Source organism: Bradyrhizobium sp. A5, assembly GCF_042076515.1.
Classification (GTDB): domain Bacteria; phylum Pseudomonadota; class Alphaproteobacteria; order Rhizobiales; family Xanthobacteraceae; genus Bradyrhizobium; species Bradyrhizobium cosmicum.
On the sequence record NZ_CP148990.1, the window covers coordinates 5000170 to 5013892 of the forward strand.

Consider the following 13723-nt stretch of genomic DNA (forward strand, 5'->3'; position numbering starts at 1 on the left):
ACCATTGGTTAGCAGCTCGGCTTAGTCCACCATCTCCGCAACCGCCTTGCCGCAAGCGGTCGTGTCGGCATTGCCGCCGAGGTCCTTGGTGCGGAGCGTGCGTTCGGCGAGCGTGCGCTCGATCGCGTCCACGATCGATTTGCCGGCGATCTTCTCGCCCAGATGCTCGAGCATCATCGCGCCCGACCAGATCGCACCGATCGGGTTGGCGATGCCCTGCCCCGCGATGTCGGGCGCCGAGCCGTGCACCGGCTCGAACACCGACGGGAAATTGCCTTCGGGGTTGATGTTGCCGGAGGGCGCGATGCCGATGGTGCCGGTGCAGGCAGGGCCGAGATCGGAGAGGATGTCGCCGAACAGGTTCGAGCCGACCACGACGTCGAACCAGTCCGGATGCAGCACGAAGTTCGCGGTGAGAATGTCGATGTGGTACTTGTCCCACTTCACGCTTGGATACTTCTTCGCCATCGCCTCCACGCGCTCGTCCCAATAGGGCATGGTGATGGAGATGCCGTTGGACTTGGTCGCCGACGTCAGGTGCTTCTTCGGCCGCGACTGCGCCAGCTCGAAGGCGAACTTCAGGATGCGGTCGACACCCACGCGGGTCATCACGGTCTGCTGGGTGACGAACTCGCGGTCGGTGTCCGGGAACATGCGGCCGCCGACGGACGAATACTCGCCCTCGGTGTTCTCGCGCACCACCCAGAAGTCGATGTCGCCGGGCTTGCGGCCCGCCAGCGGCGACGGCACGCCGGGCATCAGCCGGACCGGGCGCAAATTCACATACTGATCGAACTCGCGGCGGAATTTGATCAGCGAGCCCCACAGCGAGACATGGTCGGGGATTTTCGCCGGCCAGCCGACCGCGCCGAAATAGATCGCATCGTGCTTGCCGATCTTCTCCTTCCAGTCGTCCGGCATCATCTGGCCGTGCTTCTCGTAATAGTCCCAGGACGAGAAGTCGAAATGGTCGAAGTGCAGGGAGACCCCATGCTTCTTGGCCGCCGCCTCCAAAACGCGCAGACCTTCCGGCATCACTTCCTTGCCGATGCCGTCGCCGGGAATGACTGCGATCCGGTATTGCTTCTTGCTCATCGAGAACGTCCCTGGTTGGTCGGCAGCCGCCGCCTTTTTGACCGCAATGCAATGGACCAAAGTCGCCGACGGTGCAACGCTGCACTGCAATGTTGACCGTGGCGCGGCCGAACGCCTACTGATTTCATCCTGTTCCCACCAAGCGAGTACCCCTCATGGATCTGCATCTGCGTGGCAAGCGTGTCCTGATCACGGGCGCGTCCAAGGGCATTGGCGCAGCCGCCGCCGAGGCGTTCGCCGAGGAAGGCGCTCATCTGCTGCTTGCCGCCCGCAGCGGCGACGCGCTCAAGGCGCTGGCCGACCGCCTGCGCTCGGCACACCAGATCGATGCCGCGACGAGTGTCGTGGACTTGCGCAAGCCTGAGGACGTGGCGCGGCTCGCCAAGGAGGCCGCCGACATCGACGTGCTCGTCAACAACGCCGGCGACATCCCCGGCGGCTCCATCGACAAGATCGACGAGGAGGCCTGGCGGCACGCCTGGGAATTGAAAGTGTTCGGTTATATCAACCTCACGCGGCACATCTACGCGCAGATGAAGGCCAAGGGCGGCGGCGTGATCGTCAACGACATCGGCGCAGCCGGCGAGAAATTCGACGCCAACTACATCTGCGGCAGCGCCGGCAATGCCGCGCTGATGGCGTTCACCCGCGCTCTCGGCGGCAAGAGCCTGGCCGACAACATCCGCGTGGTCGGCATCAATCCCGGCCCCGTCGGTACCGACCGCCACGTCACCCTGCTCAAGACGCGAGCAAAGCATCAGTTTGGCGACGAGAGCCGCTACAAGGAATTCCAGAAGAGCCTGCCGCTCGGCCGCCCCGCGCATGCGCGCGAGATCGGCGACCTGATGGCGTTCCTGGCGTCGGATCGCGCCGGCTATACATCGGGCGTCATCTATACGGTCGATGGCGGCATCAGCGCAGGCTGGGGTTAAGCTTCACCGTCATTTTGCAAGAGTAGGAGTAAGATCGTTGTCTCAAGACCTGATCCGCGAAACGGCCTGCACCGTCGTCGACAAGCTGCGCTCCGGCGACGTCTCGCCGCTCGAGCTGCTGGATGCGCTGGAGAAGCGCATCGGTGAGGTCGACGGCAAGGTCAATGCGCTGCCGACGCTGTGCTTCGATCGCGCGCGGGATAACGCCAAGGCATTGATGCAGAAGCCGGCCGGCGCACGCGGGCTGCTCGCGGGCCTGCCGGTACCAATCAAGGATCTGACCGACGTTGCGGGCGTGCTGACCACGCAGGGCTCGCCTATCTTCAAGGACAGCATCGCTGCGAAGTCCGACATCGTGGTCGAGAACCTCGAGGCCAACGGCGCGGTCGTCTACGCAAAATCCAACACGCCGGAATTTGGCGCCGGCGCCAACACTTTCAACGAAGTGTTCGGCGCGACTCTCAATCCCTGGGATACGTCGAAATCGGCGGCAGGCTCCTCCGGCGGCGCCGCTGTGGCGCTGGCCACCGGCATGGCCTGGCTCGCACAGGGCTCGGACATGGGCGGCAGCTTGCGCAGCCCGGCGGCTTTCTGCGGCATCGCCGGCATGCGGCCGAGCATTGGACGGGTCGCACATACGCCGAAATCGGCGATCGACCGCAATCTCGGTGTCCTCGGCCCGATGGCGCGCAACGTCGAGGATCTCGCACTGCTGCTGGATGCCATGAGCGGCGACTACGCGGCCGATCCGCTGTCGCTGCCGGCGCCAGCGACCTCGTTCCTGTCGGCGGCGCGAACGGCGAAGAAGCCCAAGCGCATCGCCTATTCGCCGGATCTCGGCATCACGCCGGTTGATCCCGAGGTGAAAGCGATCACGCGCAAAGCCGCCGAACGCTTCGCGGAGGCCGGCGCCATCGTCGAGGAGGCGCACCCGGACTGGCGCGAGGCGCATGAGTGCTTCCACGTCTTGCGTGCCTTCGATTTCGCCATCACCAAGGCCAATCTGCTGCGAACCAAGCGCGATCTGCTCAAGCCCGAGGTGATCTGGAACATCGAGGAGGGTCTCAAGCTCACCGTCGAGCAGCTTGCGCGTGCGGAAGCCCAGCGCGTCGACATGACCGCCCGCGCGGTCGATTTCTTCAAGACCTACGATCTGTTGCTGGTGCCGACGACGATCGTGCCGCCCTTCCCGATCGAGCACCGCTACGTCGCCGAATGCGCCGGCAAGCGATTCGATAACTATGTCGAGTGGCTCGGCATCGTCTACGCCATCACGCTGGCCTGCTGCCCGGCGCTGTCGCTGCCCTGCGGTTTCACCGCCTCGGGCCTGCCGGTCGGCATGCAGGTGGTCGGCGCGCCGCGCGCGGATGCGCAGGTCATAGCCGGCGCGAAGGTGCTGGAGGATATTCTGGACGTGCGCGGGACGACGCCGATCGATCCGAAGGTGAAGAAGTAGCTCTCTTGCCCCGGACGCAGCGCAGCGCTTCTTCAGCGGTGCGCTGCAGAGCCGGGGCCCATGTCTCCAAGACTTCCCGTGCCATCCCTGGGTCCCGGCTCTGCGGCACAGCGTTTGCGCGCTGCACCTTGTCCGGGACACGCGGAGCCTCACCTTCCGCCCGTCGCTTCCAGACTCCGGCTATACCGCGACATCGCAAAGCAAAAGACGAAATAGATCGCGGCGACGAAGATGTAGACCTCGACCGAGAATTGCTGCCATCCGGGATCGATGATGGCGGTCTTCGCCGTCGTCAGCAGGTCGAAGATGCCGATGATCAGCACGAGGCTGGTGTCCTTGAAGAAGGCGATGAACGTGTTGACCAGCGGCGGAATGACGTGGCGGATCGCCTGCGGCAGGACGATCAGCCGGTGCTTGCGCCAATAGGACAACCCCAGCGCGTCGGCGGCCTCATATTGACCGCGGGGCACAGCCTGGAGGCCGCCGCGGATGACTTCCGCAAGATAGGCCCCCGCGAACAGGATGATCGCGATCTGCGCACGCAGGAGCTTGTCGATGTTGAAGCCGTTCGGCATGAACAGCGGAAACATGACGCTCGCCATGAACAACAGGCTCACCAACGGGACGCCGCGGATCAGTTCGACATAGAGCACGCTGAGCGAGCGGATCGCCGGCAAATTCGAGCGCCGGCCGAGCGCAACGAGGATGCCGAGCGGGAAGCCGAACGCCAATCCGAATGTCGCCAGGATCAGCGTCACCGGCAACCCGCCCCAACGGTCCTGCGAGACGAAGCTCAGCCCAAACACACCGCCCCACATCAGCACGCTGATCAGCGCCAGCGCGCCGATCCAGAGATAGGCCAGTTCGCGCCGCCACAGGGCACGCCGGCTAGAAAGGAAGAACAGCGTGATGAAAACCAGTACCGACAGCGCCGGCCGCCACTGCTCGTCGAACGGATAGGTGCCGAACAGGATGAAGCGATATTTTTCGGGGATGATCGCCCAGCAAGCGCCGACGCCGCGGACGGCACGGCAGGCGCTGGAATCGTTGGCCGGCGTCAACCAGACCGCGTTGGCGATGCCCCACTGCACGAAACTGAAGATGCCCTTTCCAAGCACCGCCAGCAGCACGACGGAGAGAATAGCGTTCGGGATCGACGAGAACAGATTGGTGCGGAGCCAGCGCAGCACCGGGTTGCCGATATGGGGACGGCGGGCCGCGCGCGGTGCGTCCGGAATGTCGGTGATCGCGGTCATGATCAGCGCTCCACCAGCGCGATGCGCGAATTGTACCAGTTCATGAAGAAGCTGATCGAGAGGCTGATGGTCAGGAATACCGCCATGATGAGCGCGATCGCCTCGATCGCCTGACCGGTCTGGTTCAGCGTGGTGTTGGCGATCGAGACCACGTCCTGGTAGCCGATCGCGACAGCGAGCGAGGAGTTCTTGGTCAGGTTGAGATACTGGCTCGTCATCGGCGGCACGATGACACGCAAGGCCTGCGGCGGGATGATCTGCCGCAGCATGAAGCTGCGGCGCAGGCCGAGTGCATTGGCCGCGTCCCATTGCCCGCGCGGCACCGACTGAATGCCGCTGCGCACGATCTCGGCGATGAAGGCCGAGGTGTAGGTCACCAGCGCGATCACCAGCGCGAAATATTCCGGCGCGAGCGTCAGGCCGCCGACGAAATTGAAGCCACGCAACGCAGGCCACTCGATCGTCCAGGACACGCCGAGCAGCACGGATACCAGCGCCGGCAGCGCGACGATCAGCCCGACCGCAGACGGCCAGGCCGGCCGCGAATGGCCGTCGCGCATCTGCTGCGCGATCTGCCAGCGCCGGATCAGATAGAACACGGCAAGTCCGAGCACTGCCGTGCCCAGTACCCAAAGCTGGGGCGGGCCAAGCGGGATCGCGGGCAGGATCAGGCCGCGATTGGACAGGAACACGCCCTCGACCGGTCGCCACGCCGCACGCGCGGCCGGTAGCGCCTGCATCAGCACGTACCAGAACAGGAGCTGGAGCAGCAGCGGGATGTCGCGCAGTGTTTCGACATAGACCGCGGCAAGTCGCGACAGCAGCCAATTGGCCGACAGCCGCGAGATGCCGATCAGCGTGCCGAGGACGGTCGCGAGCACGATGCCGATCACGGCGACGCGCAAGGTATTGGCGATGCCGACGACGAAGGCCCAAAGATAGCTATCTCTCGGATTGTAGGCGAGCAGGCTGTCAGCGATCGGCATGCCGGCTTCGCGGCCGAGAAACGCAAAGCCTGTGGTGATGCGGCGGGCCGAGAGATTGGTGACGGTATTGGACCAGAGGAAGGCGATGATCGCGACCGCGATCCCGACCACCAGCACCTGCCAGAACAGGCCCTTCAACGCGTTCGGCCCAAGCGCGACAGAGAGGCGACGGCGCGGCGGCGGTCTGGGATCATCCGATGTCACAGCACAAAAATCCTTCTCGAAAACAGCGATTTCCGGCGGCGCACGTCAACTGTTGCACCAAATATTATTCCATGCAACAAATGTTTCATGGTCGAGCCCGCGAAATCCTCGCCGCTGAGCGAACTGCGCATTGCGCTGCCGTCGCTCCCCCTGCGCTTGCAGGAGGTCGGCCGTTTCGTCGCCGCCAATGACTACGACGCCACCACCCGTTCGATGCGCGATCTCGCCGCCGTCGCCGGCGCCGATCCCGCCGCCTTCACGCGCCTTGCCAAGGCGATCGGCTATTCCGGCTGGGACGAATTGCGCGCCGCGCTGACCGAAGCGCGGCGGCCATCGCAGATCTCTCCCTTTTCCGGCCGCGCCAAGGGCCGCCGCAACGGGCCGCACGCCGATGTCGCGCTCGTCACCGACAAGCTCGCGGCCGAAGCCGCCGGGCTTCCACGCATCCCGGCCCAACCGATCGTGGAGGCTGCCCGCGCGTTGCACGATGCCAAACGGATCTGGATCACCGGCTATCGAAGCTGCCGCAGCGTCGCGGAACTGCTGAACTACGAGCTGCGGCTGTTCCGTCCCGAACAGGTGCAGCTCGTCGGCGCGTCCGGCCCTGACGATCTTGATCTCGGCGCTTTCAGGTCCGGCGAAGCCGTCATCGTCATCGGCTTCGTGCCTTACACGCATGCGAGCGTCCGCGCAGCACAAGCCGCCTATCGGGCCGGCGCGACGCTGATCGCAATCGCCGACAGCCTCTCGGCGCCGATGGCCGAAGGTGCCGACCACGTGCTGCTGTTCGAAGCGGCCTCGTCGCCCGGCTTCTTCCCCAGCCTCACCGGGGCCATCGCGATCGCGCAGTCGCTGGCCGCGGTGACGTTCTCGCTCGGCGGCACTGCCGCAAAGAAGCGCCTGGAGAATACCGAGGCGCGGCTCGCTGTGGCCTCCACCTATATCTCAGAGAAAGGTTGACCCCCATGGCCGCTCGCACCAGCCGCGTGCTGCACCGCTCCTTGCGTGAGACGCCGCCCAAGGCGATCGGCGGCGAAGGAATCTATCTCTTCGCCGAGGATGGCCGGCGTGTGATCGACGCGTCCGGCGGCGCGGCGGTCTCCTGTCTCGGCCACCAGCATCCGCGCGTGATCGCGGCGATGGCGAAGCAGGCCTCGACGTTGGCCTATGCGCACACCGCCTTCTTCTCGTCCGAGCCGGCCGAGGCGCTGGCCGAAACGCTGGTCGGCCATGAGCCCGGCGGTCTTGCCTACGCCTATTTCGTCAGCGGCGGATCGGAGGCGATCGAGGCCAGCATCAAGCTCGCACGACAATATTTCATCGAGCGCGGCGAACCGCAGCGGCAGCATTTCATCGCGCGGCGGCAGAGCTATCATGGCAACACGCTCGGCGCGCTCGCCGCCGGCGGCAACGCCTGGCGCCGTGCGCCCTATGCGCCGCTACTCTCGACCGCCTTCAGTCATGTAACGCCGGCCTTTGCCTACCACGAGAAGCACGAGGGCGAGTCGGACACGCAGTTCGTGGCGCGGCTCGCGGCTGAACTCGAGGCGGAGTTTCAGCGCCTTGGCCCGGACACCGTCGCGGCGTTCCTCGCCGAGCCCGTCGTCGGTGCCACCGCTGGCGCGGTGACGGCGCCGGACGGCTACTTCAAGGCGGTGCGCGAGATCTGCGACCGTCATGGAGCGCTGCTCGTCCTCGACGAGGTCATGTGCGGCATGGGCCGCACCGGCACCACACATGCCTGGGAACAGGAAGGCATCGCCCCGGACATCCAGGCGATCGCAAAGGGGCTCGGTGGCGGCTATCAGCCGATCGGGGCGATGCTTGCGAGCGGCAGGATCATCGACACCATCCGCGCCGGTTCGGGCGCCTTCCAGCACGGCCACACCTATCTCGCGCATCCTCTCGCCTGCGCGGCCGCGCTCGCGGTGCAGGATGTGATCCGTGAGGACGGCCTGCTCGACCGGGTTAGGGAGCGCGGAAGGCAGCTCGAGCAACGGCTGACCGAGCGCTTCGGCAACCACCGCCACATCGGCGATATCAGGGGGCGCGGGCTGTTCTGGGCGATCGAGCTCGTCGCCGATCGCGCCAGTCGCACCTCGTTCGATCCGGCGCTCAAGCTGAACCAGAAGATCAAGGCGGAAGCATTCGCCAACGGGCTCGGCTGTTATCCCGGCGGCGGCACCGTGGATGGCGTGCGCGGCGACCACGTGTTGCTGGCGCCGCCCTATATCGTCTCCACGGAGGAGATCGACCTGATCGTCGACAAGCTCGGCACGGCCGTCGACAATGTGTTGCGTAGTGTCAATCATTGAGGGGAGTATCACGATGAGGAAAGTGGTTATCGCGGCAGGCGTGTTCGCCGCATCGACGGTTGCGGTGTCGGCGGCGACGCTCGACACGGTGAAGAGCCGCGGCACGCTGGTGTGCGGCGTTAGCGCCGGCTTTGCCGGTTTCTCGGCGCCGGACTCGCAAGGCAATTACAAGGGCCTCGACGTCGATTATTGCCGCGCACTTGCAGCCGGCGTGCTCGGCGATGCGACGAAAGTAAAGTACGTCTCGCTGACCGCGCAGAACCGCTTCACCGCGCTGCAATCCGGCGAGATCGACGTGCTCTACCGCAACTCGACACAGACTTATCTGCGCGGTGTCACGTTGGGCCTGCGGCAGGGCCCGGTCAACTTCTACGACGGCCAGGGCTTTGTCGTGAAGAAGGACCTCGGCGTGAAGGAGATCAAGGATCTCAAGGGCGCCACCGTCTGCGTCGCGCAGGGCACCACGCATGAAGTCACGCTCGGCGATTACGGCCGCGCCAACGGTATCGACTGGAAGCCGCTGGTGTTCGACCGCATCGACACCATGTACCAGACCTTCTTCGGCGGTCGCTGCGATGCCATGACCCAGGACGCCTCCGCGCTCGCAGGTGCGGTGACGACTGCGGCGCCGAACGCGGCCGACTATGTCGTGCTGCCGCAGACCATCAGCAAGGAGCCGCTCGGACCCTTCACTCGCAACGGTGACGAAGTCTGGAGCGATATCATCACCTGGCTGCATTACGGCTTGATCGAAGCCGAAGAGCTCGGCGTCACCCAAGCCAATGTCGACGAGATGGCGAAGTCGCAGACGCCGGCGATCCAGCGGCTGTTAGGGGCCTCCGGCGATCTCGGCTCGCGGCTCGGGCTGGACAACAAATGGCTGGTGACGGCGATCAAGGCGACCGGCAATTACGGCGAGATGTTCGAGCGCAATGTCGGCAAGGGGAGCCCGCTCAAGCTCGAGCGCGGCCTCAACGGCCTCTGGAGCAAGGGTGGCTTGATGTACGCGGTGCCGTTCAAGTAAACGGTGCTTCACCTCTCCCCGCGTGCGGGGAGAGGCCGACCGCGCAGCGGTCGGGTGAGGGGGAGATTCCGCGAGTCCAACTCTCACTTTCTGCGCGGATAGAGCCCCTCACCCCACCCTCTCCCAGTAAGAACGGGGCGAGGGAGAAGAGACACCCATGCGCATCGCCCTGATCCACGCCCTCAAGCACTCCATCGCTCCGATCGAGGCGGCGTTCGCGAAGGCCTGGCCGGAGGCGCGGCTGATGAACCTGCTCGACGACAGCCTCTCGGCGGATCTGGCGCGCGACGGCGCGCTCAACGACGCCATGACCGGGCGCTTCCTTGCGCTCGGCGATTATGCGGCGGCCACCGGTGCGGACGGGATCCTGTTCACCTGCTCGGCCTTCGGCCCCTGCATCGAGGCGGTCGCGCGCGCACACGCGCCGATGCCGGTGCTCAAGCCGAACGAGGCCATGATCGAGCGTGCCGTGACGATGGGCCGGAGAATCGGCCTGCTCTCGACGTTCCCGCCGACTCTGGCCTCGATGCCGCCGGAGTTTCCCGTCTCGGTCCAGGTCGTGCCAAAACTTGCCGAGTGCGCGCTGGCCGCACTCGACCGCGGCGACCGCGCCACGCACGATCGGCTGATCGTGGAAGCATCGAAGGACCTGTGCGATTGCGACGTCATTGCGCTCGCACAGTTCAGCATCGCCGCGACCGCGCCGCTGGTTGCGGAGGCCACTGGCCGTCCCGTCGTCACGACGCCTGACAGCGCGGTCGAGAAGTTGATGATGCTGCTGAAGGCGAAAGCCTAGGCGCGCGGTTTTTTCGGGCGCCGCGCGCCCTTGATCGCCGCCGCAAGCGCGGCTTTGGTTTCGCTGACAAAATCCTCAACCAGCTCTTCGCGCGTCGCATGCGCCGCCTCGCCGGTGAACAGGCCCTGCTCGGCCAGCATCACCACGCCGTGCAGCGCCGCCCAGATCTTGAGCGCTTGCCGCTCGCGCAGAAACCCCACCGCCGGCGCTTCCAGCGCCTCGATCACCAGCGCAAACGTCTCACGCGTGGCCTCGTGCAGCTCGCTGCCCCTGGCGGCGCAGGATACGGTTCGTGAGGCGAACATCAAGCGGTAGATGCCGTTGCGGCGCAGGCCAAAATCGAGCGTTGCCTGCGCCAGTCGCGACAGTTTCGATTGCTTCGACGGCTTTGCCATCTCCTCCCGCAGAATCGCACTGAGCTGCCGGAACGCCTCCGCCGTCACCGCTGCAAGCAGCGCCTCGCGATCGGCGAAATGACGGTAGGGTGCCGGCTGCGAGACGCCGAGCTGTTTGGCCAGCGCCTTGATGCTGATCGCCTCGGCCCCGCCCTGCTCCGCCTCGCGGAGCGCAGCCTTGATCAGGGCGTCGCGCAGATCGCCATGGTGGTAGGTATTCTCCGTCTTGCGGGCAAGTTGTGAGCGCATGTTGCGCGCAAGCCTATAAGTTCGCGCTTGACAGGGGAAGCCTGCCACGAATGTAATATACTATAACTTTGAACAGGCGGCACGTGCCGCCGACAAAACTGACCAAGAGGAACGCGCCGCCTTTCGTGGCCCGCGCACACGACCGAGGAAGCTGCCATGACTGAGCGACTGAGGGTTCACGTCGATCCCGACAAATGCCAGGGCCATGCCCGCTGCAAGGCGCTCGCGCCGGAGCTGTTCGAGCTCGACGAATACGGCAACGCCCACGAGGCCGGGGACGGCATCGTTCCTCCTGGTCTTGAAGACAAGGCCTGGCTTGCCAAATCGAACTGTCCGGAAATCGCAATCGATGTGATCGAGGAGTAGCGCGGCCTGCGCCTGCTTGCACGCCATCAGCGAACACGAGCCCCAAGGGATTTTCCTGATATGTCCGACGTCAGCCAGCCCGCCGCCCATCCGCCCGTGACCGACTGGGTCCATGATTTCGACCACACCGATCCGCAGTGGACCGAGGATCCCTTCCCGATCTGGGACGAGCTGCGCGCCGCGAGCCCGGTCGTGCATACCGAGCGTTTCCTCGGCTGCTACATGCCTACAACCTACGAGGCGGTGCGCGAGATCGCCAACGACACCGAGCATTTCTCCTCGCGCAGGATCATCGTCCGCGACGTGCGGCCGGAGGTCGCCAGGAACGCGGCCCCGCCCATCACGTCCGATCCTCCCGTGCACAAGCCGGCCAAGCAATTGCTGCTGCCGCCGTTCACGCCCGATGCGATGAAGAAGCTTGAACCGCGGATGCGCGCGATCTGCAACGAGCTAATCGACGGCTTCCTCGCCGACGGCAAGGTCGACGCAGCGGCGCGCTACGCCAAATACATCCCGGTCCGGGCCATCGCCCATATGCTCGGCATTCCCGAGTCCGACAGCGATCTCTTCATTAATTGGATCCACATGATCCTGGAGCTCGGCATCAAGGACGAGAGCAAGCTGCTCCAGGCCGTGCAGGAGATGAGCTCCTATTTCAGGGCGCATATCGAGGAGCGCAGATCCAAGCCGACCGACGATCTCATCTCCTATCTGATGAATGCCAAGGACAAGGAAGGCCAGCCGCTGGAAGAGTCCCACGTGCTGGGCTCGTTGCGGCTCCTGCTGATCGCCGGCATCGACACCACCTGGAGCGCGATCGGCTCCTCGCTCTGGCACATCGCCCGGACGCCCGCCGACCGCGAGCGCCTGATCGCCGAGCCCGGGCTAATCCCGATCGCCGTGGAGGAGCTGCTGCGGGCCTATTCGCCGGTGACGATGGCGCGCGAGGTGGTCAAGGAGACCACGATCTCGGGATGCCCGGTCAAGGCAGGCAACATGGTGCTGCTGTCGTTCCCCGCTGCAAACCGCGATCCCAAGGTGTTTCCGGACGCTGACAAAGTCGTGATCGACCGCCGCGAGAATCGCCACGCCGCTTTCGGCCTCGGCATTCACCGCTGCGTCGGTTCCAACCTTGCGCGCATGGAGATGCAGGTTGCGCTGGAGGAATGGCTGAAGCGGATTCCTGACTTCCGGCTCGATCCGGCAGGCACCGTGACGTGGTCGCAGGGCACGGTGAGAGGCCCCCGCCAGTTGCCATTTCTGTTGGGAAAGGCGATGTAGACCTTTCCCAACAGCGATACGGAAAGGCCGGACGTGACTGAGCAAGCTATCAAACCGGCCTCCGACCACATCGACATTGCCGACGCCGAGCGCCGGATCAAGGCGATCCTCATCGGCTCGATCGGCAATCTCGTCGAATGGTACGATTTCTACGCCTATACGGCGTTCGCGCTTTACTTCGCCCCTGCCTTCTTCCCCGGCAACGACCCCGTCGTGCAGCAATTGAACGTCGCGGTCGTGTTCGCGGCGACCTTCCTGATGCGCCCGTTGGGCGGCTGGTTGTTCGGCTATATCGCTGATCATTATGGGCGGCGGATCTCGCTGACCCTGTCGGTCGTCTTCATGTGCTTCGGATCGCTGATCATCGCGCTGACGCCGACCTATGCCACGATCGGCTTCGCCGCGCCGGTGATCCTGGCGCTCGCCCGCGTCATCGAAGGCCTGAGCCTCGGCGGCGAATATGGGGCCAGCGCTACCTACCTCAGCGAGGTCGCAGACCCCAAGCACCGCGGCTTCTATTCGAGTTTCCAGTACGTCACTCTGATCGGCGGCCAGCTCACCGCGATCATCGTGCTGCTGCTCCTGCAGAAGGTCTTCCTGACGCCCGAGGAGCTGAAGGCCTGGGGCTGGCGCATCCCGTTCGCGATCGGCGCGGCGCTCGCGATCTTTGCCGCGGTGATGCGGCGCAATCTGCACGAGACCGAGGCCTTCGAGGAAGCCAAGAAGGTCGTAAAGCCGACCGGCTCGATCACCAATCTGCTGAAATATCCGCGAGAGCTTTTGCTCGTGGTCGGCCTCACCGCCGGCGGCACCGCAGCGTTCTACACCTTCACCACCTACATGCAGACCTTCGTCAAGCTCTCGGTGGGCCTGACCGAGGACCAGACCACATTCGTGATCTTCGGCACGCTGATCTTCGCGACCATCCTCCAGCCGATCTACGGCGCGCTCTCCGACAAGATCGGCCGCAAGCCGCTGCTGATCTTCTTCGGCGTGGCCGGCACGCTTGCGACAGTGCCGCTGCTGATGACGCTGAAGGAGACCAAGTCGCCGTTCATGGCGTTCATCCTGATCTGCTGCGCCTGGCTGTTCGTCGCCGGCTACACCTCGATCAACGCGGTGGTGAAGGCGGAGCTGTTCCCGACCAATGTCCGCGCGCTCGGCGTCGGCCTGCCCTATGCGATCACGGTCTCGATCTTCGGCGGGACGGCACCGGCGATCGCGCTCTATTTCAAGAGCATCGGGCACGAGGAGTGGTTCTACTACTATCTCGCCAGCATCATCTTCCTGTCGCTCATCATCTATTCCACCATGCGCGACACCAAGCACGCCTCCGCGATGCATCGCCACGAGTAGCCCATTCACGAG

General features: G+C 64.9%; 13 protein-coding genes. 9 read left to right on the forward strand and 4 right to left on the reverse strand.

The features are described from left to right. Nucleotides 1-21: 21 nt before the first annotated feature. Complete coding sequence (locus tag WHZ77_RS23850; protein WP_375310186.1) at nucleotides 22-1095, reverse strand: tartrate dehydrogenase; 1074 nt, start codon at nucleotides 1093-1095, stop codon at nucleotides 22-24. 155 nt (nucleotides 1096-1250) lie between these two features. On the opposite strand from WHZ77_RS23850, the gene WHZ77_RS23855 reads away from it, so the two are divergent. After that, entirely contained in the window at nucleotides 1251-2027 is a 777-nt protein-coding gene (locus tag WHZ77_RS23855; RefSeq protein WP_375310187.1) for an SDR family oxidoreductase, read from the forward strand. Nucleotides 2028-2064: 37 nt separating this feature from the next. Beyond that, on the forward strand, nucleotides 2065-3483 hold the full coding sequence (locus tag WHZ77_RS23860) for an amidase (RefSeq protein ID WP_375310188.1): 1419 nt from the start codon (nucleotides 2065-2067) through the stop codon (nucleotides 3481-3483). A gap of 149 nt (nucleotides 3484-3632) precedes the next feature. Here WHZ77_RS23860 and WHZ77_RS23865 read toward each other — a convergent pair whose 3' ends face one another. Beyond that, nucleotides 3633-4739: an amino acid ABC transporter permease gene (locus WHZ77_RS23865; protein ID WP_375310189.1), complete on the reverse strand. Its 1107-nt coding sequence runs from the start codon at nucleotides 4737-4739 to the stop codon at nucleotides 3633-3635. Nucleotides 4740-4741: 2 nt separating this feature from the next. Next, a complete protein-coding gene (locus WHZ77_RS23870) occupies nucleotides 4742-5929 on the reverse strand; it encodes an amino acid ABC transporter permease (protein WP_375310190.1) in 1188 nt (395 codons plus the stop codon). An 87-nt stretch (nucleotides 5930-6016) separates the two neighbouring features. Between WHZ77_RS23870 and WHZ77_RS23875 the strand changes: the two genes are divergently transcribed. From WHZ77_RS23875 to WHZ77_RS23890, 4 genes are all read left to right on the forward strand, one after another. Further along, complete coding sequence (locus WHZ77_RS23875) at nucleotides 6017-6889, forward strand: MurR/RpiR family transcriptional regulator (protein WP_375310191.1); 873 nt, start codon at nucleotides 6017-6019, stop codon at nucleotides 6887-6889. Between the two features lie 5 nt (nucleotides 6890-6894). Continuing rightward, nucleotides 6895-8244, forward strand: coding sequence for an aspartate aminotransferase family protein (locus WHZ77_RS23880; protein WP_375310192.1), 1350 nt, complete (start codon nucleotides 6895-6897; stop codon nucleotides 8242-8244). A 13-nt stretch (nucleotides 8245-8257) separates the two neighbouring features. Beyond that, a complete protein-coding gene (locus WHZ77_RS23885; protein ID WP_375310193.1) occupies nucleotides 8258-9268 on the forward strand; it encodes an amino acid ABC transporter substrate-binding protein in 1011 nt (336 codons plus the stop codon). A gap of 157 nt (nucleotides 9269-9425) precedes the next feature. Further along, nucleotides 9426-10064: an aspartate/glutamate racemase family protein gene (locus WHZ77_RS23890; protein WP_375310194.1), complete on the forward strand. Its 639-nt coding sequence runs from the start codon at nucleotides 9426-9428 to the stop codon at nucleotides 10062-10064. On the opposite strand, the gene WHZ77_RS23895 is transcribed toward WHZ77_RS23890, so the two are convergent. Continuing rightward, nucleotides 10061-10708 carry a TetR/AcrR family transcriptional regulator gene (locus WHZ77_RS23895; protein WP_375310195.1) on the reverse strand — a complete coding sequence of 216 codons (648 nt, stop codon included), beginning with the start codon at nucleotides 10706-10708 and terminating at the stop codon, nucleotides 10061-10063. The two genes, WHZ77_RS23890 and WHZ77_RS23895, sit on opposite strands and share 4 nt — an antisense overlap. 156 nt (nucleotides 10709-10864) lie before the next feature. Between WHZ77_RS23895 and WHZ77_RS23900 the strand changes: the two genes are divergently transcribed. From WHZ77_RS23900 to WHZ77_RS23910, 3 genes are read left to right on the forward strand one after another with little or no spacing between them, the layout of a single operon-like run. After that, nucleotides 10865-11074, forward strand: a complete 210-nt coding sequence (locus WHZ77_RS23900) for a ferredoxin (RefSeq protein ID WP_015687579.1) — start codon at nucleotides 10865-10867, stop codon at nucleotides 11072-11074. 60 nt (nucleotides 11075-11134) lie between these two features. Further along, complete coding sequence (locus WHZ77_RS23905) at nucleotides 11135-12355, forward strand: cytochrome P450 (protein WP_375310196.1); 1221 nt, start codon at nucleotides 11135-11137, stop codon at nucleotides 12353-12355. Nucleotides 12356-12388: 33 nt separating this feature from the next. After that, nucleotides 12389-13711, forward strand: coding sequence for an MFS transporter (locus tag WHZ77_RS23910; RefSeq protein ID WP_375310197.1), 1323 nt, complete (start codon nucleotides 12389-12391; stop codon nucleotides 13709-13711). Nucleotides 13712-13723 lie beyond the last annotated feature (12 nt).